The organism is Verrucomicrobiia bacterium, assembly GCA_019694135.1.
GTDB lineage: Bacteria > Verrucomicrobiota > Verrucomicrobiia > JADLBR01 > JAIBCM01 > JAIBCM01.
The window spans coordinates 226,372-251,956 of sequence record JAIBCM010000001.1; the positions used below are offsets into that span (position 1 = coordinate 226,372).

19 protein-coding genes are annotated in these 25,585 nt (G+C 42.0%); 8 read left to right on the forward strand and 11 right to left on the reverse strand.

From position 1 onward, the window contains the following. Positions 1-54: 54 nt before the first annotated feature. Both K1X66_01130 and K1X66_01135 read left to right on the forward strand, forming a co-directional pair. Positions 55-2,709 carry a hypothetical protein gene (locus K1X66_01130; protein MBX7156977.1) on the forward strand — a complete coding sequence of 885 codons (2,655 nt, stop codon included), beginning with the start codon at positions 55-57 and terminating at the stop codon, positions 2,707-2,709. Then, complete coding sequence (locus K1X66_01135) at positions 2,696-3,214, forward strand: shikimate kinase (GenBank protein MBX7156978.1); 519 nt, start codon at positions 2,696-2,698, stop codon at positions 3,212-3,214. Before K1X66_01130 ends, K1X66_01135 begins: the two co-directional genes overlap by 14 nt. Here K1X66_01135 and K1X66_01140 read toward each other — a convergent pair. Next, a complete protein-coding gene (locus K1X66_01140; protein MBX7156979.1) occupies positions 3,191-4,255 on the reverse strand; it encodes an NUDIX domain-containing protein in 1,065 nt (354 codons plus the stop codon). The genes K1X66_01135 and K1X66_01140 overlap by 24 nt on opposite strands. A 57-nt stretch (positions 4,256-4,312) precedes the next feature. Here K1X66_01140 and K1X66_01145 point away from each other — a divergent pair, with 57 nt between their 5' ends. Genes K1X66_01145 through K1X66_01155 form a run of 3 tightly spaced genes read left to right on the forward strand, consistent with a single transcriptional unit; the run spans position 4,313 to position 6,850 of the window. Then, on the forward strand, positions 4,313-5,263 hold the full coding sequence (locus K1X66_01145; GenBank protein ID MBX7156980.1) for a glycosyltransferase family 1 protein: 951 nt from the start codon (positions 4,313-4,315) through the stop codon (positions 5,261-5,263). Then, a complete protein-coding gene (locus K1X66_01150) occupies positions 5,260-6,093 on the forward strand; it encodes a sulfotransferase (protein ID MBX7156981.1) in 834 nt (277 codons plus the stop codon). The genes K1X66_01145 and K1X66_01150 overlap by 4 nt, the downstream gene beginning before the upstream one ends. Before the next feature lie 10 nt (positions 6,094-6,103). Next, on the forward strand, positions 6,104-6,850 hold the full coding sequence (locus tag K1X66_01155; GenBank protein MBX7156982.1) for a sulfotransferase domain-containing protein: 747 nt from the start codon (positions 6,104-6,106) through the stop codon (positions 6,848-6,850). Here the strand turns inward: K1X66_01155 and K1X66_01160 are convergent. From K1X66_01160 to dnaK, 6 genes are all read right to left on the reverse strand, one after another. Next, the gene (locus K1X66_01160; protein ID MBX7156983.1) at positions 6,847-7,932 is read right to left on the reverse strand and encodes a hypothetical protein; all 1,086 of its coding nucleotides are present in this window, start codon (positions 7,930-7,932) and stop codon (positions 6,847-6,849) included. The genes K1X66_01155 and K1X66_01160 overlap by 4 nt on opposite strands. Before the next feature lie 2 nt (positions 7,933-7,934). Further along, on the reverse strand, positions 7,935-10,229 hold the full coding sequence (locus K1X66_01165) for a glycosyltransferase family 2 protein (GenBank protein MBX7156984.1): 2,295 nt from the start codon (positions 10,227-10,229) through the stop codon (positions 7,935-7,937). A gap of 12 nt (positions 10,230-10,241) precedes the next feature. After that, entirely contained in the window at positions 10,242-12,140 is a 1,899-nt protein-coding gene (locus tag K1X66_01170) for a glycosyltransferase family 2 protein (GenBank protein ID MBX7156985.1), read from the reverse strand. A gap of 120 nt (positions 12,141-12,260) precedes the next feature. Continuing rightward, the gene (groL, locus tag K1X66_01175) at positions 12,261-13,895 is read right to left on the reverse strand and encodes a chaperonin GroEL (GenBank protein MBX7156986.1); all 1,635 of its coding nucleotides are present in this window, start codon (positions 13,893-13,895) and stop codon (positions 12,261-12,263) included. 28 nt (positions 13,896-13,923) lie between these two features. Continuing rightward, positions 13,924-14,220 (reverse strand): co-chaperone GroES, encoded by a 297-nt coding sequence (gene groES / locus K1X66_01180; protein ID MBX7156987.1) that lies wholly within the window; start codon positions 14,218-14,220, stop codon positions 13,924-13,926. A gap of 48 nt (positions 14,221-14,268) precedes the next feature. Then, positions 14,269-16,203: a molecular chaperone DnaK gene (gene dnaK / locus K1X66_01185; protein ID MBX7156988.1), complete on the reverse strand. Its 1,935-nt coding sequence runs from the start codon at positions 16,201-16,203 to the stop codon at positions 14,269-14,271. Between the two features lie 479 nt (positions 16,204-16,682). Here dnaK and K1X66_01190 point away from each other — a divergent pair, with 479 nt between their 5' ends. Further along, entirely contained in the window at positions 16,683-18,248 is a 1,566-nt protein-coding gene (locus tag K1X66_01190; GenBank protein ID MBX7156989.1) for a hypothetical protein, read from the forward strand. 118 nt (positions 18,249-18,366) lie between these two features. Further along, positions 18,367-19,437: a 3-dehydroquinate synthase gene (gene aroB, locus K1X66_01195; GenBank protein ID MBX7156990.1), complete on the forward strand. Its 1,071-nt coding sequence runs from the start codon at positions 18,367-18,369 to the stop codon at positions 19,435-19,437. On the opposite strand, the gene K1X66_01200 is transcribed toward aroB, so the two are convergent. From K1X66_01200 to ychF, 3 genes are all read right to left on the reverse strand, one after another. Beyond that, positions 19,434-19,958, reverse strand: coding sequence for a hypothetical protein (locus K1X66_01200; protein MBX7156991.1), 525 nt, complete (start codon positions 19,956-19,958; stop codon positions 19,434-19,436). The two genes, aroB and K1X66_01200, sit on opposite strands and share 4 nt — an antisense overlap. Before the next feature lie 32 nt (positions 19,959-19,990). After that, positions 19,991-22,612 (reverse strand): ATP-dependent chaperone ClpB, encoded by a 2,622-nt coding sequence (gene clpB, locus K1X66_01205; protein ID MBX7156992.1) that lies wholly within the window; start codon positions 22,610-22,612, stop codon positions 19,991-19,993. Between the two features lie 135 nt (positions 22,613-22,747). Then, positions 22,748-23,851 (reverse strand): redox-regulated ATPase YchF, encoded by a 1,104-nt coding sequence (ychF, locus tag K1X66_01210; GenBank protein MBX7156993.1) that lies wholly within the window; start codon positions 23,849-23,851, stop codon positions 22,748-22,750. Positions 23,852-23,990: 139 nt separating this feature from the next. On the opposite strand from ychF, the gene K1X66_01215 reads away from it, so the two are divergent. Further along, the gene (locus K1X66_01215) at positions 23,991-25,169 is read left to right on the forward strand and encodes an FIST C-terminal domain-containing protein (protein MBX7156994.1); all 1,179 of its coding nucleotides are present in this window, start codon (positions 23,991-23,993) and stop codon (positions 25,167-25,169) included. On the opposite strand, the gene K1X66_01220 is transcribed toward K1X66_01215, so the two are convergent. Continuing rightward, complete coding sequence (locus tag K1X66_01220) at positions 25,166-25,534, reverse strand: sulfurtransferase (GenBank protein MBX7156995.1); 369 nt, start codon at positions 25,532-25,534, stop codon at positions 25,166-25,168. The genes K1X66_01215 and K1X66_01220 overlap by 4 nt on opposite strands. Positions 25,535-25,585: the final 51 nt, after the last annotated feature.

Genomic DNA, 25,585 nt, shown 5'->3' on the forward strand with positions numbered 1-25,585 from the left:
CTAAACACTCCCTTTACACATGGACACCTTTGACTAAGCTTAAGGTCTATGTTTGTGAATCGGATAAAAACTAGCCTCAAACTTAGCCCGTTAGCTTTCTGCCTTCTTTTACCGATCACACTTTTTTCTGAACCGGCGCTTTCTTTTCGCCAACAATTGTATCGCACACTGCCACAAGCAGGCCTTACGGAAAATGATTTTACGTTCAAAAAAGATATCCTCCCAGATCCTAACCTCTCTCCTTTAGTAAAAACCTTACTGGATGATCCTCTACAACTGCCTGTTTTCGCAGAATCTTTAGAAAATAAGCTACAATTGCCTCCCTGGGAAAGCAGCTCTCTTTCTCCTGACTCTGTGTCGCTTCCTTTTGGCTTGCCTGCTCAATTTAAAAAAACTTTGTCACCTAAACTCGTGAAACCCTTGGCGCAACTACTCAATGAATTATGGCCTTGCCAAAAACAGTGGGAAGTTTTGTTTAACTCCATTTCTGAAACCAAAAAACAAAATGCTTTAGCCGCTTTTGCAGTAGAGAATTTTCACTTGGAAAAAAATCCGACGCAAAAAAAAATCTGGTCACAAACGATTAAAGATCAAAAAATTTCTCATCTCCTCGAACAAATCGATAAGCAGGAGCTAGAAGAAACTGATTTGATTCAACCGCAGCTCACTGCAGCTTTTTCTATTAATCCTGTTTTACTTCGCAAACAAAGTCGCGCACTTTTAATTGCCATTTACCATTTCACGCAAACGGTTAATCTTTTACTTGAGCAAGATCCCACTTTGGCCGATTTTGATATCTTGCGTTTTCGCACTCCACTCGGTCCACTTTATCTTGCGGGAAATGGCCCTCATCAACATGATAATGAAGCTGCTATTCTCATCGATTTTGGAGGCAATGACACTTATGTCGATTCCGGTTACGCTCAGGGCTTAGCCAATCAACCATTTCGATTAGTCATCGATTTGCAAGGTGACGATCTTTATCAAGGTCAAACGGCAAGCGGCATTTTTGGTGTCGGCATGGTTTGGGATGAATCTGGCGATGATCATTATTACAGTTTTAACGCTTCGTTAGGATGTGGCTTGTTTGGCGCGGGATTATTAGTCGATAGAGAAGGAGACGATTTTTACCGCGGCGACACTCTCTCTCAAGGAGCAGGAGTTTTTGGTTATGGATTGCTTCTAGATGAATCGGGCAACGATCGCTATCAAGTCGCATTACAAGGACAAGGTTTTGCCGGCGTCAATGGCCTGGGCATGTTGTTAGATTATGAAGGTGATGATTATTATAAAGCAGGCGGCAAATATCCTGATTATGATCGTTTCCCAAGTCGCACCCTTTCACTCAGCCAAGGCTTTAGTATGGGTTATCGCCCTTTTGCTCCAGGCGGACTTGGTATACTTTACGACCAATCCGGTAATGACCAATATTGGTGCGATGTTTTTGGACAAGGTTGTAGCTATTGGTATAGTTGCGGCGCATTAATCGATGAACAAGGCGACGATAGCTATGAATCCTATCAATATGCTCAAGGATCAGGCATCCATCTCAGTGCCGGTTTATTAAAAGATAAAGAAGGGAATGATCGCTACAAAAACGACAATGGACTAGCACAGGGTTGCGCTCATGATTTTGCCGTAGGCATGCTTTGGGATAGTCACGGCGATGATAATTATGAATCGTGCGACAGCTCACAAGGTTGCGCCATTAACAATGCTGTAGGCATTCTTTACGATCACGAAGGACACGATCGCTACTGGTTACGCAATAAAAAACAGGCTATTGGCCAAGGCTATGGCGGATTTTCTCCTCAACGGGGAATCGGTAGTATCGGTCTGCTATTTGATATTTTTGGAGATAACACATTTTCTCAATTTGATTCATCACAACCTTTTCTCACTCAAGGCAGATTAGGCCTTGCCATTCTTTGTGTTTCTAACTCTTTTAGCTCCAATTCCCATTCCATTTTTAATCCGTTCCAACTCGGTCAATTTAAACAGTCGCAACCCACAGGTCAAATTTTCAACACACACGATATTCTTAAAGCAGGCGGTGATCCAAAATTGGGCGGCTGGCTAAAAACCGCGACAAGCTACGGCGACACTTCTCAAAAAGTTAAAAAACGCAAACAAGCCAAGACAAAATTAAAAAAACTTCCTGCACGATCTTATCCTCAACTTATCCCCTGGGTTTTACGAAGCGATGTGATGGCACGTGTTTTACTGGATGAATTAATCTTAGAAAAACCGGACGATTGGTTGCCCCATCTACGACAAGCCATTCACTCTCCTTATGCGCCTATTCAAAATCTAGCGGCTTACTGGCTGGGAGAAAAAGGCACTTCACTGGATGTTTCACTTTTTTTTCCCTTGCTTCATAGTGATCTGACTCGTCCCAGCGCTTTACTAGCGCTTTCCAAACAAAAAACGATCTCATCTCAAACGGCAAAAAAAATTCTTCCTTACCTCAAAAGTAGTCGCGAACTGGAACGCACCCTAGCAGTAAAAATCATCGCTCAATCCGAACTCCTCAATCGACATCAAATTTTATTTTCATATTTTAATGATCCCGATTGGAATGTGCGCAAAGAAACACACGACGCCTTTCAGACTTTTCCTACAACCTGGAAACAATGGGCTAAACTCCATCAATCGCAACTAAACTCTCTGGGACGCTATTGGTTAAATCTTTCCTATGCCAAACACTAAAAACATCGTTCTCATCGGCATGATGGGAAGCGGCAAAAGCACAATCGGCTATCGCGCCGCGCAAGAATTGAATCTTACTTTTTACGATTTGGATAAAGAGATCGAAAAAAAGGCCCACTGCACAATCGCGGAAATTTTTCAACAAGAAGGTGAAGCGGCATTCCGAGAGCTGGAACATGAAATCTTGCAAGAACTTTTACAGAAAAACCTTTGTGTTATTGCTACAGGGGGAGGCACTTTTTGCGAAAAACGCAATCGCGATTTGTTAAAAAAATACTGCATTACTTTCTACCTGAACGCTTCGACAGAGACTTTGTTCGAACGCACGCGACACACTTCTCATCGTCCTTTACTCCAAACTGAAAATCCTTTGGCCACACTCAAAAATCTCATGCAAAAAAGACAGGCCTATTATGAGCAAGCCGACTATATCTTGAACGTCGAAAATTTAGCGCCCACTGAAATTGTCCAACAACTCATCTCACTTTATCGAACCACTTCCTAATTTTTTCACAGTTTCAATGAGCAACCGAGTCGGCGAATTCAATGTCAAAGTCGCTGTGGTCAAAACCTGATCAAAAGGAATCCATTGATAAGCCAATCCCTCATCATTTAACACAACATTTTTTTCGCACGTTTTAGCTGTGTAATTCATCAATAAAAAATGGGCCGGTTTAAAAAATTCCACACAATCAATACAATCTTGAGTGTGAATATAGCGAATCTCATCAATAAAAAGACCCGTTTCCTCTTTCACCTCACGAATTAAGGCTTCCTCAGCCGTTTCCCCTCGTTTGATTTTCCCTCCCGGAATACCCCATAAATTAGACCATTTATAAGTCTGAATCATGAGAACCTCATTTTTCTCATTAAAAATCAAAGCGCCCACCGTCGCAACAGGATGATCCACCTCATCCAATCGATGTCGCTTAAGGTAACCCAAAACCCCTGCCATATCATTAAAAAGAAGCTCAGGCTTCATCTTCTTCAATTTTTCCGCAGAATCGTAGCCCGTTAACACACCACAAGAAATCACCCCGGCATAATGCGCTGTTTCAATATCATGCTGCATATCCCCGACATAAAGCGTTTCGCGCACTTCCAACTGATGCTCCTCCAGTAAAGTCATAATGACCTGCCGTTTATCAATCGCATTAGTATAAGGATGTGTAAAATATTCCCTTACCTGGAGCGCCTCCGACTGTTTTTCCCAATATTCATGATGTACCGTGCTTAAGAGAAAAATCTTCATGTCTTGGCTTTGCGCATAATCCAAAACCTCTTTCGCAAAAGGCAATAAAGGAATCTCATCTTTCAACGAACCGAAGGCGCGATGATAATGAAAATCCAATTCTGGCAAGGTCGCCTGCGGCAAATATTCTTTATAAAATTCGGTAAACGGTAAATAAAATTTTTCTTTAAATTCTTCCTTAGACCAAATTGGGAATTGATAATGCAAAAAAATTTCATTCGTTGCCTTCCAAACCGGCTCCAAATCATCCACCACCGTGCCAGACCAATCTAAAATCAAATTTTTAATAGGCATATTTTCCTACTTAAGTAACGCTTTTCAATTCAGGTTGCAATGCCATGATTACAAATAATGAAAAAAATGCTCTTTTTTCGCGATTTTCAGGCTTTTTCAGGTGGCCACCTTAAAGTCTGGCACTATTTTAACCATGTCAACCACAGCTCAAACTGGAAACCTTATATTTATTTCACCCCTAATAGCATTTGGAATGAAACGAACCCCTGGCAAGAATCACGAGAGAACCTTATTGAATCACTGGATCAAATCAAGCCCGATGCCTTATTTTTAGCTGGTCTCGATTGGGAAATTTTAGATCAACTTTCCTTCACTTTAAAAAACTCTTTGCCTATTGTTAATTTAATTCAGCACACACGGCACTCTCATCTCTCTGATCCGCGCTTTCGATTTTTAAACCGTAAAGCAATTCGCATTTGTGTAAGTCCTGAAGTAAAAGAAGTCATCGAATCAACTCAGATAATACAAGGCCCCTGCTTTACCATTCCAAATGGTCTCGATTTTGACCAACTACCTCAACCTCTACCATCTGAAAAAAAAGATATCTCGCTTTGCATCGCTGCCTTAAAACAAGCACCACTAGGAATTCGTCTCAAAAAAAAATTAGAAAAAAATTTTCCTACGATCGAACTTTTAACACAACCGCTCAAACGAGAAATGTTTTTAAATTACCTCAATCGTTCGCAAATTACTTTGTTTTTACCGACTCAAGAAGAAGGTTTTTATTTGCCTGCTCTCGAAGGCATGAAATTACAAACCTTAGTCATTTGCCCGGATTGCGTTGGAAATCGCTCTTTTTGTCACGATACTAAAAACTGTTTTTCCCCTCCCTATCAAGAAGAAATCTTGGAAAGCTGCACTCTTCAAGCGTGCAACCTAACCCTCGAACAAAAAAATAAAATGCTTTCCCATGCTACTGCCACGGCTGCTCAATATGGCCTTGCTAAAGAGCGTGAGGTTTTTTTAAATATTCTAAACCAAATCCCTCAACTATGGAGCCAATTATGAACAACATTACCCTAACTGGAATTCCACGATCCGGCACTACCCTTACCTGTCATTTACTTAACAAAATTAACAATACTGTGGCCCTTCACGAACCTATTGATGTTTTTGAATTTTCTAAACTCAAGGAACCCAAGGCTATTTGTGATAGTATTGAAAAATTTTTTCTCGATACTCGTCAATCGATTCTTACCGAAGGCAAAGCCATTACCAAACATCACAATCAAAAAGTGCCCGATAACCCAATTGCCTCAGAAAAAAAAGGAAACGAACTTCGCCAAAGCATTGCCGAAAGAGGCGAAATCCCTATTGAAAAAAAATTAAACTCCGATTTTTATCTCATCATCAAACATCCTGCTGCTTTTACCGCTTTGTTGCCACACCTTAAAAAAAACTTTGCTTGTTTTGCTGTCATGCGTAATCCGCTTTCTGTACTTGCCTCTTGGAACAGCGTTAATCTTCCTGTGAACATAGGACATGCTCCTGCCGCTGAAGCGCTAAACACTGAACTGGCTCATGCTCTGAGCCAAAGAGAGGATTGTTTGGATCGACAACTCTTTCTCCTATCCTGGTTTTATGAACAATATGCAACCCATTTACCTCAAGAAGCTATTCTGCGCTATGAAGAAACTGTTTCCTCGCAAGGAAAGTCCTTAAAAAAAATAGTGCCCGAAGCTCAAAATCTCACTGAACTACTAAAAAGCAAAAATAAAAATCCTCTTTACGATTCGGAAATAATGAAAAAACTCGCCAACCGATTGCTCGCTACGCCTGGAGCTTATTGGGACTTCTACTCCAAAGAAAGTGTCGAAACTTTACTGCAACAATATTGATTTTTAATCTATGCCATTGCTTGCAACCCGCATTAATTTTTTAATCGTGGGCACTCAAAAGGGAGGCACTACTGCACTCGCTGATTTTCTCTCTCAGCACCCTGAAATTTGTTTAGCACCTCAAAAGGAGGTTCATTTTTTTGACTCACCTCAATTTCAAGATGCTACAACTGTCGAAGAATGGCAAAGGAACTATAGCAAGGCATTTCCCAACCACCAGAGTCAGACTTTAATCGGTGAGGCCACTCCCATCTATATGTATTGGCCTCAAATCGCACAACGCATTCATCGTTATAATCCTAACATAAAACTGATTTTTCTGCTGCGCGATCCCCTTCAACGCGCCATTTCTCATTATCGCATGGAACTTCAACGCGGCAACGAGACCTTATCATTCACCCAAGCATGCATTGCCGAGCCGTTTCGACTTTTTAAAGATCGCAATAATCTTTCAGAAACTTCTTCACTTCGACTCCATTCCTATTTACACAGAGGTTTTTATCGTAAACAAATCGAACGTTTTCGCCAATTTTTCCCTGACTCTCAAATCTTAATTCTCAAAAATGAAAGTTTACTTCAACAACACGAGCTAACATTAAAAAAAATTTATTATTTCCTAGGAATTAATGATACTGCTTTCATCCCCAAATCAAAAATTATTTTTTCTCACGATCAAGCAGTTTCCCTGAATCCTTTTTTCAAAAAAATACTGCAATTACTTTTGAAAAAAGAAATTGCTTATTACCAAACTTTTTAATCCTTTTTCTTGAGTTCTTGTTTTAAGTCCTGAAATTTAGCCATAACCTGATCTATAGAATGCCCCTTTTTTCTCTTTTTCAAACGCAACCTTTTCAGCAGCATCGCGCCTCCCACTCGATACTCCAAAGAATCCAAAAGTCGATCTGCCTCCTGATATAATGATTTAATCCACGATTCATTTTTTCTCAAAACACGTGCCAACTCTTTCTTTGAAGCACTATCCTTTTCTTGCAATTGACACAATTGACTCTCCAAACTTTCTCGAATCGAAGTCGTTTCCTCATAAAATTTTAACCACTCCCAAGAACATTCCGACAACTCGGCGAAAGAAATATCCATGATACTTTTTCTCTGCTCAAAATCTTGTCTTAAGCGAACCTGCTCGCTATTAAGAAGTCGCATCTGCGACTCATTGCTTTCGCGATGACGAAAAAGCGAGGGATCAATCAAACTCAATATTAATTTTTCTTCGGGCAATTTTAATTTCGAAAATCCTTCGTTTTGAAAAAAATGAAAAAGTTGATACACCACTTCAACCGGTTTACTTATCAATTCATCATGATAAACTAAAAAACAAGGCATTCGAGATAAGGCTAACACCATGTGTAGCCAGTAAAATTGCCATAGCGCCAATCCTACTGGCAAAGGCATGCCATTACGTTTTGCCAAAGATTGCGCCACTTGCAAAGGATCGCGATAAACAAACACCCCCACCGGTTTCGATAGCAAAGGTAACCACTCCCGCCACGTTAAACACAAACGTGGATCCTTAATAAAATACGCTGCATCACTTGGAAAACAGCCAAGAATCTCTTTCGCCCGTTCATAAAAAATTTCACGATCTTTTGTGTTCAATCGCTCCAGAGAAAAACGAGAAACCTTATCCCAACGAGACTCACAACCTTCTAACAAAAAGTCATTCAAAGCTACAATATCCTGACGTTCCCAGTAACCACGAGGGTTATCTTGATCAGCAGGCAACCCCTCCTCCGACTTTCCCCAACTTAACCCCAACAATTCCAAAATAGCGCCCAACACCGAAGTGCCCGAGCGATGCATGCCTAAAACCATTACTTGCATAGTTAATCCATTATCCAACCAAACGCCTTTCCTTCCAAGCCACAACGTTCAATTAAAGGCGCATAACGTTTTTGAAAATAGCTTCCAATTTCCGATAAATGGGCCGTAGCTTTTCGAATCATCGAAGCTGCATGCACGCGATAGCCTCCCACAAAATTGGGAAAAAGTCCGCCATGAAAGCCTTTTTCCAAAAGGCGAAGCCACAAATCATAATCCTCCCAGCCCATCACGGCTTGCGAAGCCAAATGGATTTGATATCCCTCGCATGCTAAAAGCGCTTCCTTTTTAAATAAAGCCATCGCATCAATATAAGGCTCCTGCAAAAGATGTTTTTCGTTCCATTCATAATGCGACAACAAACCGATCCCCTGTTTCTTATCGGAATCAAAACGCTGCAAAATTCCAAATCCAAAATTCCAATTTTTTTCTCTCACCCAACGATAAAGGTTTTCTAATCCTTTCGGAAAAACATAATTATCCGCATCCAAAATAAAAACATAAGGCGCGCGACTTAATTCAATTCCCAGATTTCGACTTGCGGCCAACCCCGTGTTAAAAACCTTTTTAACCAAAGCGCACGAAACTTTTGCCGTTTTCATCCAAGTAGAAACTCGTTCCACCCCTAAATCCTGTGAAGCATCGTCCACCACGATAATTTCTATTCCTGACAAAGTTGATTGATCCACACTTGTTAAACATGCTTCAATATAAGCCTCATAATTATAAAGCGTTACCACTACCGACAAAGTTGGCGCTACTGAATCAAAAACAGCATTCTTTTCAATTTCCCAACCTTGCAATCCTTGCAAAGCAGCTATACGACTTAACTTCTGTTGTAATAAAAAATGAAAACGTTGCGCCTGCAATTGATCGTGCGATTGCAACGATTCCGATAATTTATCCTGAAAATAATCCAATAATAACGAAACAGCCTTTTCATCTTTTTCCAAAGGCTCTAGATCAACGCGAGACAATTCAAACTCCCCTTCCTCCGACATGGGATCCAAACGCACTTCTTTAGTTTTAGAAGTTAAACGAATCAGTTGACGAAATTTACCTTTAGCAATTTCCCGAACAGCAATAGGCTCGCTATCGCGAAAATCTCCCCGCGCTGTTACATAAACCTCTGGAGAAACGCGCCCTTCGAGAGCCTTCATCTGAAACGATAAAACATGCCATCCTTCCTCCCATTTTCCTTCACTTTTTTGCAAACGAAACTGCGGATCCTCACCCACACTCAAAAAAGTTTTCTCCGCTATTTTAATATCTCGCTTGGGAATAAGTTTTATTGCATCGTTCTTTTTACGACCTAGATCAAAAAAAATTTTCTTTTTTTCAGAAGCAATCGGTTCTGAAAGCGCGAATTTTTTTCGTTGACTATCATGTTTATCAACCAACTCTTTAATCTGTGACTTAACAGAACCAAATACCATTTCTGGCGAAAAAACTTCTTTCACTTTCGCCAAAGCGGCTTGCAGAATGGCTTCACGTTTTTTATTATTAACAATGAGTTCCACACAAACTTCTTGCAACCGATCATAAGGTGTCACCATTAAATGTTCACCATGAATTAAAGGCTCGTAACGCTCCGATTCATCCGTCACAAAAACACATCCATTCGCTATCGCAACCAAAGCGCGATGCCACTCAAAATAACGGTTTTCTGAACTGTGAATATTAACCAAAATTTTACTTCGCTTCAAAAGCCAGTTTCTCGCCTCGCCGAAACAACATCCAGGTGTTGTTTGGGTGCGCACCTCTTGCAATGTGGAAAAAATAAATCGATTTTCAAACTGCGAAAAAAATTCTGCATGCTTCGCAAAAAATTTAGTCCTACGCGAAGAAGCATATCCTAAAAACACAAAATCGATCTCTTTTTTGCATTCCTCCGGACATTCCAATAAATCCGTATAAGGAATCGGCCAATATAAAGCTGGCACTCCATACTGGTGAAAAGCGTCTATACCAAGTTGATTAAAATCAATAACACCTCGCGATTGCGCCGCAATCTGGACTGTTTTTTTAAACCACGAAGTGCCCGGCTGTTCAGTGTTGAGTAGAAGAACTCGACTCGCTATATTTTTTAAACCCGAAGCGTCTGTTTGCTTTTCCACAAAAAGTGGAAAAAATTCATGAGGCGCCACAACAATAGAAGTTATCTCCGAATTATGCTGCGGTAATTGATCCAAAATCAACTCCGCATCATAACCCGCTATCTGCAATCCACGCACATAAAACTCAGCAATTTCCTGCATGAAATGGTTGCCAGCACGAGTAATGAAAAACTGAAGTTTCATAAAAAATTTATTCTACTCGGTCTCTTTCAAACTCCAATCCAGTTTTTGGCGGGATAAATTGGGATTATAAAAAGGATCATTTTCAACTAGCGCTTGCCATTTTTGAGTGAATCCTTGCGAAATATTTTTTAAAGCGCCATACCCGCGTGAAGCCGATTCATGGTGTATTAACTTTGCATAAGGCGTGCAGACAATCCAGAAGCCCGCTTGCCTGATACGTAAACACAAATCAACATCACTATAATGAATGGGAAAATTCTGCGCATCGAATCCTCCCACCTTCTGAAATACTTCGCGACGCATCATCAAACAAGCTCCCGTCACAGCACTCCAATTACGAATCATACGAATTTCTCGAGCATGGTTTGGTTTTTCTTGGGCAAAGGGATGATTCGCTGCACCCGCCAAACCTAATACAATTCCTGCATGCTGAATCGTGCTATGAGGAAATAAAAGTTGCGCCCCCACTGCACCGATTTCCGGTCGTTGAACTTGCTCTACCATCGCCATTAACCAATCGGGCTCGATAATTTCCGTATCATTATTTAGAAAAAGCAACCACTCCCCATCAGTTTGTTCCACTGCATAGTTATTAATGGCTGAATAATTAAACGGTTTTTCATAACGTAAAACCCGATGTGAAATGCTATTTAACCAATCTTTAGCTTCCGCTGTTTCACTACCATTATCCACAATCACAATTTCATAATTTGGATAGTTCGTTTTCTGCGCTAAACTCTCCACGCATCGGTGCGTTAACTCCACACCATCCCGCATGGGAATAATGATCGTGACTTTTTTTAAAGGATTCACTTCTCGGCACACGCGATAAACCGTTCCAAAATCAACTTTCACGTTACCTACAATTTGTCTTCTCGCACAAGCTTCGGTTAAAGCGCGTTGACCTGCCAACGCAGCATAAGGTTTAGATTCGGTGTCACTCGCGGTTGAATCAGGACTAATGCGCCAATGATAAAGAATTTTTGGAATATGAAAAATTTGAGAAGTTTTTTCAGTGGCCCTTAAAAAGAGATCGTAATCTTGTGCGCCATCAAAACCGCTACGAAATCCTCCTATTTCGTTTAATAAACTTTTTCGCAACACCGTAAAATGACACAGATAATTACAGGAAAGCAAAGTGTCCGGTGACCAATCGGGTTTCCAATGCGGTTTTTCCAATTCATTTTGCTCATTAATTTTATCCTCATCCGAATAAATGATATCCGCATTCGATTCGCGGTTTAATAACTTCACAACTTCATACAATGCATGTGGCTCGAGCACATCATCATGATCCAATAATCCAACAAATTCTCCTGTCGCCAGAGTAAGCGCCTGTTGAGAGGCTTGAGCAATTCCCGCATTTTTTTCCAAGGTCTTCACACGGAATCGCCGCTCTTTTTCTAGCCATAACTTTAGCTCCTGAGACAATTTTTCATCTCCCGAAGCATCATCGACTATTACGAGCTCCCAATTATCATAGATTTGATGACACACCGAATTTAAAGCCGCTCTCAAATCTTGGATGGGCGTCCGATAAACTGGAAAAAGAATGCTTATTTTCGGTCGATAAGAAAAGCGACGTGACTCTTTTTCGTAACACGCCAGTTCCAACAAAGTGGGTTGATGTTTCAGCCACCAACGATGATAAATGCCAGAATTGGGACTGCTTTGAGTAAAAGGCCGTTGCAAATGAGGATAAAGTCGCTTAGCGAAGGATTGAATCCATCGCTGCTGAGTTCTTTGCCACCAACGCACCGGTTGCAGTAAAAATTTTCCAAAGCGATATTCCAAGCTAGTCGCCATTCCATCATGACGACGTTGCCATTTTCTTAACTTTTCATTTTTTTCAAGATAACGCTGGCGCAATTGTTCATACGCTTCAGCCAACTTGGAATCTTCCGGCTGCATGAATAAATAACTATGGCGAAAACCTAAGATTTAACGAAGCAAAATTTTAATTTTTAATAAAAGAAAAGAGCGGATTTTTTGAATCCGCTCTTTCTCATTTTTGCTAAAAGTAAGATTATCTTAGTAATCCATACCACCCATGCCCGGACCACCTGGTGGCATAGGAGCTGGCTTTTCTTTTTCTGGCACTTCGGTCACCAAACATTCAGTGGTGAGTAAGAGTCCAGCAATCGAAGAAGCATTTTGTAGCGCGCTACGGGTAACTTTCGTAGGATCGACAACACCGGCTTTCACTAAGTCGGAATATTCACCTGTTGCCACATTGTAGCCTTCGTTGCCTTTGCGAGATTTCACCTCGGCAACAATAATAGAACCTTCCACGCCCGCATTATTTGCCAAAGAACGCAAAGGTTGCTCAATAGCACGGCGAATAATTTCAACACCCACAGCTTCGTCACCCTTAATTTTCAAGGAATCCAAAGCTTTTTGAGCGCGAATTAAAGCCACGCCGCCTCCGGGAACAATGCCTTCTTCCACAGCAGCGCGAGTCGCATGCAGCGCGTCTTCCACACGAGCTTTCTTTTCTTTCAACTCGGTTTCTGTCGCCGCACCAACATTGATAACAGCAACGCCACCGGCCAATTTCGCTAAGCGTTCTTGTAATTTTTCGCGATCATAATCAGAAGTGGTTTCTTCGATCTGACGACGAATCTGTTCGCAACGTCCTTTGATATCAGAATTTTTACCTTCACCTTCGATGATGGTGGTATTTTCTTTATCAATCGTCACGCGTTTTGCGCGTCCGAGATCTTCTAATGAAATGCTTTCGAGCTTAATACCAAGATCTTCCGTGATGCATCTACCGCCAGTCAAAACCGCGATATCTTCCAACATCGCTTTGCGACGATCGCCAAAGCCCGGAGCTTTCACTGCGCAAACTTGCAAAGTGCCACGCAATTTATTGACAACCAAAGTTGCCAACGCTTCGCCTTCCACATCTTCAGCAATGATGAGAAGCGGACGTCCGCCCTTTGCCACTTTTTCGAGAATCGGCAAAAGATCTTTCAAATTGGAAATCTTCTTCTCGTAAATGAGAATGTAAGGACTATCCAATTGCGCTTCCAACTCTTCAGGATTCGTGACGAAGTAAGGTGAGAGATAACCTTTATCAAATTGCATACCTTCCACCACATCGAGCGTGGTTTCGATAGATTTTGCTTCTTCAACGGTTACCGTTCCATCTTTACCTACTTTTTCAATCGCATCAGCAATGATTTCACCAATAGTGCTATCCCAGTTTGCAGAAACCGTAGCGACTTGTTGAATTTCGGATTTATCTTTGACTTTCTTGCTGATATTGCCGAGTTCATCCACAATCGCATCTACCGCTTTTTGAATGCCACGCTGAATGTCAGTCGGATTCGCGCCCGCGGTCACATTGCGCAAACCTTCACGATAAATCGCTTCTGCCAAAACCGTAGCAGTCGTAGTGCCATCACCTGCGACATCGCTCGTTTTGCTGGCCACTTCGCGAACCAGTTGAGCGCCCATATTTTCATAAGGGTCTTCCAATTCAATTTCCTTCGCCACCGTTACACCGTCTTTGGTGATCGTGGGCGATCCAAATTTTTTATCCAACACCACATTCCGACCTTTTGGCCCTAGGGTTGCCTTTACGGCTTTGGACAATTTTTCTACACCACGCAAAACAGCGTGACGCGCATTTTCATCAAATAACATTTGTTTAGCTGCCATATAATTTTACTCCTTTGTTTAACTTTCTTTACGCCACGATGCCTAAAATATCATCTTCACGCATGATGAGATAATTCACATCATCAAACTTCACTTCTGTGCCACCATATTTGCTGATTAACACAGTGTCGCCGACTTTGACTTCAAATGGAATTTTCTTTCCGCTTTCATCAAGTTTCCCGGTTCCGAGAGCAACAATTTTGCCTTCGGTTGGTTTTTCTTTAGCAGAATCGGGAATAATAATTCCGCCTTTTTTAGTTTCCTTTTCTTCAACCGGTTGCACTAGCACCCGATCTCCGATTGGTTTAATGTTTGGTTTTGCCATAGGTATCTTCCTTTCGTTAAGTGTTTTAACTTTTAAGATTTTTAAAATTTATTTTTTATCGTCCACAATTTCAGCATCAATCACGCCTTCATTACTGGATTCAGATTTTTGACCTTCCCCATTAGGTGAAGTTTGTCCTGCACCTGCCGCGCCTGCTGCCGAAGCTTCCGTGGAAGCCTTGCGATAAAGTTCCGCAGAAACTTCCTGCACTTCTTTATTAAGCTCGTCTGCTGCTGCTTTCATTGCCGCAGTGTCTTCGCCTTTGAGCGTTTCTTTAACTTTTTCTATTTTTTGCTCAATGCGCCCCTTCACATCTGCCGAAACTTTATCGCCTAAATCGCGCAATAATTTTTCTGCAGAATAAGCCGCGTTATCCGTTTGATTGCGAACTTCGATGCGTTCTTTGACTTTTTGATCCTCGGCTGCATGCGATTCCGCGTCTTGCTTCATTTTTTCGACTTCATCTTTGGAAAGTCCTGAAGAACCGGTGATAGAAATTTTTTGTTCCTTGCCTGTTCCTAAATCTTTTGCGGAAACATGCAAAATTCCATTAGCATCAATATCAAATGTCACCTCAATTTGTGGCACACCACGAGGCGCAGGAGGAATGCCATCCAAATGGAAAATGCCAAGTTGCTTATTGTCATTCGCCATCGGACGTTCGCCTTGAAGCACTTTGATTTCAACGCCAGGTTGATTATCGGCCGCTGTAGAAAACGTTTGCGTTTTTCGCGTTGGAATCGTCGTGTTGCGAGGAATCATCGGAGTCGCCACACTACCTAATGTCTCAATCGCCAAAGACAAAGGCGTAACATCCAATAACAAAACATCCTTCACATCACCTTTTAACACGCCACCTTGAATTGCTGCGCCAATCGCAACCACTTCATCGGGATTCACCCCCTTGTGCGGTTCCTTGCCGATCAATTGACGTGCCGTCTCGACGATCTTGGGCATGCGGGTCATACCACCAACTAAAACCAATTCATCGACTTGGTTGGCGCTTAATTTCGCGTCATTCAAACAATTTTTAACCGGTGTAATCGTTCGCTCGGCCAAAGCATCAGTTAACTGTTCCAGTTTCGCGCGAGTCAAAGTTTTCTGAATGTGTTTCGGTCCAGTTTGATCCGCCGTGATAAAGGGCAAATTAATCTCATATTGTTGCGCGGAAGACAGAGCAATCTTAGATTTTTCCGCTTCTTCTTTTAAACGCTGTAATGCATCCGGTTGCTTAGTAAGATCAATACCGGTATCGGTTTGAAACTCTTTCAATAACCAATCCACAATCGCATGATCCCAATCATCACCACCCAAATGAGTGTCACCATTGGTGGCTTTAACTTCAAAAACGCCATCGCCAATTTCCAAAACCGAAATATCAAAAGTTCCACCACCTAAATCGTAAACTGCAATCTTTTCATCCTTCTTTTTATCCAAACCGTAAGCCAATGATGCCGCCGTGGGTTCATTCACAATACGAAGCACCTCTAAACCAGCAATTTTACCCGCATCTTTGGTCGCTTGACGTTGTGAATCATTAAAATAAGCCGGAACCGTAATAACGGCCTGAGTAATTTTTTCACCTAGCTTAGCTTCCGCATCCGCTTTGAGCTTACCTAAAATCATCGCTGAAATTTCGGGCGGGCTAAATTGTTTTTTCTCACCGTTAACCGTCACTTCAATATGTGCATCACCATTTGATGCTTGCACCACCTTATAAGGAACGCGTTTAAGCTCATCTTGAACTTCAGCAAATTTGCGCCCCATAAACCGTTTCACAGAAAAAATCGTGTTTTGCGAATTAGTAACCGCTTGACGCTTCGCAGCTTGCCCGACCAAACGCTCACCAGTTTTCGTAAAAGCCACAATCGAAGGCGTCGTGCGCGCTCCCTCTGAGTTTTCCAAAACATTCGGTTCTCCCCCGTCCATAACGGCCATACAAGAGTTCGTCGTTCCTAAATCTATGCCTAATATCTTTGCCATACTGTTATCCTAGCAATTTCCGTGCCAAATCAAATTTACCTAGTCTTAGTGCTCTTATTTTTAAACAAAAAACTACCATAACGAGATTACATGACACACAAATAGAGACAATTTGACTCAGTCATAATAATTTTGCACAATACAGAAAACCACTACCATTTTTACCATCCTCGAGCTTACAAAAAATGCTAAGTGTTACCTGCAAAACCTGCAAACACCGAATACACCCCCATGTCATCCTCGTCCGGCAGCCGCCGGACGGGGATCCAGAAGAATAAAGAATGGATTCCCGATCGAATCTGGAATGACAAAAGGTTTTTCTTAGCTATATAAGAGATAATTGAAGCACTTCGGAAAGTTGTGGGTCAAGCCCGAGGATGATAGGAAAAGCAATCGATGGATTAATAGAACATCTTTAAATCCCATCGTAACAACCAGTTGACAAAAGCCAATTTCTCGATTTTAGTAACCCATTATTTATGGACAAAGATGATTCTAAAGAAGAACGTGTAGGGCGATTAGAGACAGCTTTTGATCGAGAAGCTGCAAACCAAGTTAAACTTGAAATCATCGATGCAAACTTCAATCAAACCAATCAATTATCCATCGCAAGTCTGGATGACAGCGCTCGCTTGACTGAATATTCTCTCATCGAATATAAAAATGGAAAATATCTTCTCCAGGATTCTGATCTGGGACTCTCCCTTCAAAATGGCTCTCTTACACCTGCCGACATTATTACCTCCTCTAACCGTGAAAACGCCATTTATTTTGTTCATCATGACATAAATGCTGATACGAGCAAACCCTTAACCATATCCTTCCCCATCAAAGACTCTAATAAACCCTTTACGATAACCTTTCATTACGATGAAGCTAGCGATCAATGGCAATCTGAACCTTTTACTATCAACAAACTTGTTGAGGGTTACAAAATCGATCCCAAAACGAAAAATCTTTATAAGCCAGGCGATTTTGAACCTCATAAGTCAAGGGATCGATTTTACGTTCAATATCATGATCCCAAGCTTACAGCTAATACCATTCAAGTTACGCTAAAAACTCAGAACCCTTATAACCCTGAAATCAAAGATTGGACTGCAGTGACTCTTTATAAGGTTGACGGCCAATCAAGCCTATACCGTTCTGAAGCAATGATTTTAACGTCATTCCCTGATGTCGATCGATTTCCAACCCAAGGCCGCAAAGACAACAAAGCCGGTGACATGACCGTGTTAGCAAATGTAGGAAGCCGGATATCTGTTTCTTACCATGACAAGGAAACGATGGCTTTAGTTCCCGTAAAATTTATTGCAAAGGTTCGCCCTTACCTTTTTAAGGACAAAAATGGCAAGCCTATTACCACTTCTAAAGAAATTAAGAAACGCTTACAACAAGCCCAACAATCTTTAGCCCCAGCTGGCTATCTCATTCAAGCTTTGCCTACGCAAACTTTAGAAGCTCCACTTTTTGACCCAAAAGTTTCCGATCTCGATTATAAAGGAGAGGTTTATCAACGATCTCAAATGACACCTGCCTACTACATTGATGCAGGGAAAAGATTAAGCGATCCGGAAATCCAATTTTTAGCAAAATATACTCGTGATAAGAATCCTGAGGATAACGACGAAGTAATTAGAGTAATGCTTACGGGAGATAAAGAAATCACCCGCGAGGCAGATGACCATGTAGCTGGCTTAGCTACTTCAGCGCTGTCTCATGGACATAGAGCCGTCTTTATTGGAAGAAAAACTCGAACACTAGTTGCAGGCCATGAGTTTGGTCACACTATAGGGTTAGAACATTTTAATAGAGAAACTTTTAGTGTTAATTTAATGTTAGGTGAGGGTGAAGATATCAATTTTATTAGTGATTCATTACTGTTTGGCTTGCCGAAATCATTAACAACTTTAACTCCAGATCAAATTAAAGCCATGACAGACTCTGGCTTAAAGAACGGACTATTAAAGCCTGCTCCTGCCGAGATGAATCAACTTCTCTCCCAAACTCAACCCAATCCAGGATTAGCCATCCCTCGTCCGTAACTGGATTGTATTTAAGCACAACTAAAATTTCCTACATCATCCCTTTCATCTTAGACTGCAACATCCGTTAATTGACGAACGTTGCAATGCAGGCAGGTCTGTGGCTAAATAGCAAACCATGGAAAACGTAGACATCGCTTTAGATTCGCGAAGTTATTCGATTTACATCGAAGCAGGACTTTTGTCGCGAGCAGGTGAAATGATTGCATCAAAAATTGCCAGCAAAAAAGCTGCGATTTTGTCCTCAGCAGAAGTCGCGCAATACTACGCGGAACCGCTTTTGCAATCGCTCCACTCTCAAAATATTTCGAGCCATCTGATCACCATGAGCGATGGCGAACTTTCCAAAAGCTGGTCGGAGGTAGGTCGCGTTTTATCGGAACTCGCCAAGCTAAATTTAGATCGTCATTCCTTTATCATCGCTTGGGGCGGTGGCGCGATTGGCGATGCGGCAGGTCTCATCGCGAGCCTTTACATGCGCGGCATACCGCTCGTGCAAATTCCCACGACTCTCTTGGCCATGGTCGATAGCTCGGTTGGTGGAAAAACTGGCATCAATCTGCCCGAAGGCAAAAATCTCGTAGGCACGTTTCATCAACCCTCTCTCGTTTTGATCGATCCGAACGTTTTAAAGACCCTGCCACTTCGACAACTCTACGCCTCAACAGCGGAAATTATTAAATATGGCATTATTCGGGATGCGGCGCTTTTTGAAACGTTGAAAAAAGGTATGCCGGAAGATTGGACACCCATTATTAAACGTTGTTGCGAAATCAAAGCGCGCATTGTGGAAGAGGACGAATTCGAAACCCAAGACGTGCGCGCCTTATTGAATTTCGGACACACTCTCGGTCACGCGATTGAAGCACAAGCCGGTTTTGGCGGGCTTTTGCATGGCGAAGCGATCAGTTTAGGCATGGTAGGCGCTACTTATTTAAGCGTCAAACACGCTGACCTTTTATCGGAAGAAGCCAATCGCATTACTCAACTTCTTGCCCAATATCAATTACCGATTCGTCAACCAGATCTAAACGTGGCGGAAACGATGGAACTTTTGCAACGCGATAAAAAATTTAAAGAAGGGAAAATTCGATTTGTTTTAACTTCGGGGCTAGGTTCTGCTTTTGTCTCGGATCAAGTCACGCTTCCCGATTGTCAACGCGCACTGGAAATTTGTCGTGGTGATTAATTGGCTTTAATTTCGGAAACAAAGTTATCAAAATAAACCTTACCCTTGCCCGGTTTCAAAGTAACCTGGATTCCCACTTTTTCCGTGGTCGCATCCGTTGAAACCCATCTTTCCTGCCATTCAGTTGATCGCTCCAATTTTTCGTGATGCACTAGCGCATCAAAGTGAGCATTACCTCCCCACATCGTAACTTCCATAGGCTGGGACGAAGCCATCTCAAAGTCGTCGCTAGTTCTGACTTGAAAACGAATTTTAATAAATCCTACCCCTTTAGGAATTTTAAAAAGTTGAGAAAAAGTCTGCTCTTTTTTCTTATCCAGCTCAATCATCAGAGCTGGATCGCCATCAGTCGCTTCTTTGCCTTCTTTTAATTTAACAATTTTACCTTTCGTTTCCCAACCCGCTTTGCCTTTAGTAAAATCGCCATTTTCTACTAAATTAAATTGTGGCATCTGCGCAAAAAGTTGCGCTGCAAACATCATGATAAAACAACCCAAGCCGATTCTTTTTATCGTATTCATCAGTTCTTTTTTAAAAATTCTCCCTTACCTTGTCAATGTTTCAAAGGTTTTATCGTAAACTCTAATTTACCAGCTCGGAAATCCACTTTCACACCCGAATACTCTGAAATTTCGCCTTGCAACATTTTTCGAGACAAAGCCGTTTCCACTTCGCGCTGCAAGAAACGTTTTAAAGGGCGTGCGCCATAAACGGGATCATACCCTTCGCGCGCAATAAACTCTTTCGCTGCTTCAGTAAGTTCAAGCTGGATAAAACGATCGGCTAAACGTTTTCGCAACAAATCCAGTTGCAAATCCACAATGCGTTTAATCTCCTGCAAAGTAAGCGGTTTAAATAAAACAATTTCATCCACACGATTCAAAAATTCAGGACGAAAATGGCGACGCATTTCGTCCATGATTTGCTTGCGAGCCGATTCGGCAATTTCTCCTTTTTCCGTAACACCTTCCATCAAAATCGGGCTGCCAATATTAGAAGTCATAATGATCAGGGTGTTTTTAAAATCCACTGTGCGACCTTGGCTATCGGTCAAACGCCCATCATCCAGGATTTGCAAGAAAACATTAAAAACATCGTGATGCGCTTTTTCGATTTCATCAAAAAGAATTACGCAATACGGTTTGCGGCGCACGGCTTCGGTTAACTGCCCTCCTTCCTCATAACCGATATAACCTGGAGGAGCGCCAATCAGCCGCGCCACCGTGTGCTTTTCCATATATTCGCTCATGTCGATGCGAATCATATTTTCTTCGCTATCAAAAAGACTTTCCGCCAAGGCGCGGGCCAACTCTGTTTTACCCACACCAGTCGGTCCCAAAAAAATGAAAGAGCCGATCGGACGTTTCGGATCCTTTAATCCACTGCGCGCGCGAATGACCGCATCGGAAACGGCTTGCACCGCTTCGTCCTGGCCAATGACACGTTCGTGCAAAATCTCATCCAAAACTAAAAGCTTAGCTTTTTCACCCTCCATCAATCGCGAAACGGGAATACCGCTCCAACGCGAAACGACTTCGGCAATTTCTTCTGCCGTGACTTCTTCTTGGATCAAAGGTTTATTTTCTTTTGTTGAAAGGATGGATTTTTCTTTTTCTTGAAGCTCTTTTTCCAAAGTGGGCAGCTTGCCATATTGTAGTTCGGCGGCTTTATTATAATCTTGGTGACGCTGCGCTATTTCTATTTGGTTGCGAATTTGCTCAATATCGCGACGCAGAGTGCGAACTTTCTCAACCGACTGCTTTTCATTTTCCCATTGAGCTTTTAAAGCGTCGCGTTTGGATTTTTGGTTGGCAATTTCTTTTTCCAAATTGGTCAAACGCTCTTGAGAGGCGGAATCTTTTTCGCGTCGCAACGCTTCCCGCTCAATTTCCAGCTGCATGAGTCGTCGCTCCAATGTTTCTAACTCTTCCGGCATACTTTCGATTTCAGTGCGAAGTTTGGCAGCCGCTTCATCCATGAGATCAATCGCTTTGTCTGGCAAAAAACGGTCTGAAATATAACGATGCGAAAGTGTCGCAGCAGCGACTAGAGCGCTGTCCTGAATGCGAACACCATGATGCACTTCGTAGCGCTGACGCAATCCGCGCAAAATAGAAATGGTGTCTTCGACGCTTGGCTCCTCGACCATGACAGGTTGGAAGCGTCGTTCCAAAGCGGCGTCTTTTTCAATATATTTACGATATTCATCCAAAGTGGTCGCTCCAATACAATGCAATTCCCCACGCGCTAGCATCGGCTTGAGCATATTGCCAGCATCCATGGAACCTTCCGTTTTTCCTGCGCCCACAACGGTATGAATTTCGTCAATAAAAAGAATAATTTCTCCTTCCGCTTTGGTGACCTCTTGCAATACTGCTTTCAAACGTTCTTCGAATTCACCGCGATATTTGGCTCCTGCAATTAAAGCACCCATATCAAGAGCAATAATCTTTTTGTCCTTTAAACTCTCGGGCACATCGCCGGAAACAATGCGACGCGCTAATCCTTCCACAATCGCGGTCTTACCCACGCCGGGTTCGCCGATGAGCACAGGATTATTCTTGGTGCGACGCGAAAGCACTTGAATGGCACGACGAATTTCTGTGTCGCGACCAATAACAGGATCGAGCTTATTTTGCTGAGCTGCCCGCGTGAGATCACGACCATATTTTTCTAGCGCCTCGTATGTTCCTTCAGGGTTTTGAGTTGTCACACGCTGATTTCCGCGCACAGCGGTCATAGCTGCAAGAAAATTATTTTTGTTAAGCCCTATCTTTTTGAAAATTTTTTGTGTCGTAACAGTTTCCGGTTCACTCAGCATCGCTAACAATAAATGCTCCACGCTAGTATAGTCATCTTTCAACCGTTTCGCCTCTTCCTGGGCACTTGCTAATAATTGATTCAAACGCTGAGTCACATAAACTCCGCCCATTGGTTGTGTATTACTACTTTTGACGGCAGGTTGTTTTGCTAGAGCTTCGTCTAACTGGCTTTTCAATAAATCGAGCGAAACCGGAACACGCTCCAATAAACGCGGCGCCAAACCTCCGGGTTGTTGAATTAATGCTTTTAGGAGGTGTTCTATGTCGACCGCTTGATGACCTAATTGAGCTGCAACGGATTGGGCTTCCAATAAAGCACCCGATGCCTTTTCGGTAAATTTGCTAAAATCCATAATTCTTTACTAACAAATTTTATGCCAATTTTTTGCTAAATCTAACTTCTGAGGAAAACAGAGTATAAATAGAGAATAACTCTCTCCCTCATCACAAAAAGTTTAAATCAAAAACTGTGTCAAAATGACGCAATCCTATACATTGAAACGAAACTCCATTACATCACCGTCTTTAACAATATATTCTTTGCCTTCAAGACGAAGTTTACCCATCTCTCTCGCCTTTGCAAAAGAACCTAGAGTTATCAAATCATCGTAAGCCACCGTTTCGGCCGCAATAAAACCTCGCTCAAAATCGGTATGAATAACCCCCGCCGCGCGCGGTGCGGTGTCTCCTTTGTGAATGGTCCAAGCGCGTGTCTCTTTTTCTCCTGTGGTAAAATAGGTTTGTAAACCCAAAAGATGATAAGCCGCGCGAATCAATGCCCCCACTCCTGATTCTTCCACTCCAAGTTCTTTGAGATAAGCCACAGCATCTTCAGTCGATAAATCAACCAAATCCGCTTCAATTTGAGCCGAAATTACTACCACTTCAGCATCTAAATGTTGCACAACATAATCTTTTACCTGCTTAACAAAAATATTTTGCGAGGCATTCGCCAAATCCTTTTCTGCAACATTGCAGGCAAAAAGAGTCGGTTTCATGCTTAGCAAATGAAGTGAAGCAACTATTTTTTTTTCATCGTCAGTAAAAGAAAATGTTCGAGCCGGAAAATTTTGATTGAGATGAGGCTCCAATTTTTGCAACAAATCCAGTTCCTTTTTTGCCTCCCGATCCGCCGCTCGCACTTGTTTTTGCAAACGCTCACTGCGCTTTTGAAGGGTCGCCAAATCAGCCAGGATTAACTCCGTATTAATTACTTCAATATCAGTTAGCGGATCAATCCTACCACTAACATGATGAATATTTTCGTCTTCAAAACAGCGCACAACTTGAACAATGGCATCGGCTTGTCGAATATGAGCCAAAAATTGATTGCCCAATCCCTCACCTTGACTCGCACCTTTCACCAGACCAGCAATATCAATAAACTCAATGGCTGCCGGAATTACTTTTTGCGAGTGCGAAAGCTGACTTAATCGCTCCAACCTCGCATCGGGAACAGTCACGATGCCTGTGTTGGGATCAATGGTGCAAAAAGGGTAATTAGCCGCTTGGGCATTGCGCGTTTTAGTCACTGCATTAAACAGTGTGCTCTTACCAACATTGGGTAATCCTACAATTCCTACTTGTAACATAAGATTTAAGTGTAATATTAAAAGGTTGAAGAGAAAGATTTTTTAAGGAAATGAACGTTAATTTATATCGTAAATATAAAAATAGGGTATTGCTTCAGCTTAGGAGCATATAAAATATGTTAAAATAGGTAGGCATGGTATGGACGAAGCTATTGCGTTTACAACAAATTCTCTCTCATTGAAAGATATTCGTCACGATTTTCAAAAAAATAAAAAACAATGTTCTCATCCCGTCTCTCTTGCTCTCGTTTTCATTTCCGGAAAACATGAAAAAAATTATAGAGAAATAGTGGCATTAATTGATGAAATTTTTCAACCTCTACAACTTGCTGGCTGTTCGAGTAGTGGCGTTATTGGAAATCAGAAAGAATACGAAGATCAAACCGCTATTAGCATTTTATTATTATCTCTTCCCGATCTCAAGGCCACTATTCAACCCGTTACACAAAATTTTTTAGACGAATCTTCTGGTCCAGGATTTTGGCATTATGAAAGCGAATGTTCACCGGAATCTGTTCGAGGAGTTTTTATTTTTGCCGATCCTTTCACGCTCCGAGTTCAACAATTAACTGAACAATTAAGCAATGCCTACCCGGACACTCCCATGATCGGTGGCATGGCCACCAGTGGCAGTGGAGAATATCGAACCTTTCTTTTTCACAATCAAGACATCCTAACAGCAGGCGCATTAATTGTGTTTCTAGAAGGGCCTTTCCAAATCCAAACGTTAGTCTCGCAAGGATGTAAACCGATTGGCAAACCCTATGCCATCACTCAGGCAACCGAAAATGTCATTCATTGTTTGGACGACCATAGCGCTCTGTTTGCCCTGACTCAACTTTTCACCCAGATCGATAATACCACCCGAAAACAAATTCGTAACAATCTATACCTTGGATTAGCCGTTCATGATTACCCAAAAGATTTTCAACTAGGCGATTTTTTGATTCATAACATCATTGGCATCAACGAAGACGTTGGATCATTAGTAATCGGAATCCGCGCTCGCGACAATCAAATGGTTCAATTTCACATGCGCGATCCCCATATCGCTTTCCAACACCTCCATTTTTCTCTTCAGCAACTCAAATCCAAAATTTCACCCTCTCGCATTAAAGCTGCTTTACTTTGTCTATGTAACGGGCGAGGAAAAGCCCTTTATGGCAAATCTCACACCGATGTTCGATTTTTAGAGAAAGAACTCGGATCAGTTCCTCTAACCGGTTTTTTCTGCAATGGCGAAATTGGGCCGATGGGCAATCGTGTTTACGTGCATGGCTACACAGCCTGCGCTGCCTTCTTTGTTTCAGAAAATTAAACTACAATCGGATAACCCGACTCCTGAATCGCACGGAAGCCGCCCGCCAAGGAAAAAACTTTTTGATAACCCATCATTTGCAAATTCGCTGCTACTAAGGCCGAACGATAGCCTCCACCGCAATACAAAATCAACTCCGTAGCTTTATCGGGCACTTGCGCCACAATATCGCGCTCGATGATACCCCTTCCCAAATGCATAGCCCCCTCAGCATGCCCATCTTGCCACTCGTGATCTTCTCGCACATCAATCAATCGAACTTGCGGACTTTTTTCCAAACGAACTCTTGCTTCAGCCATCGTCACTTCTTCAATTTGAGGCTTCACCCGTTCTACTAACTGTAAAAACTCTTGAGAATGTTTCATCGTCCTATTTCAAAAGAGAAAAAGAAAAAGCACAAGTGATTTTACATTCCT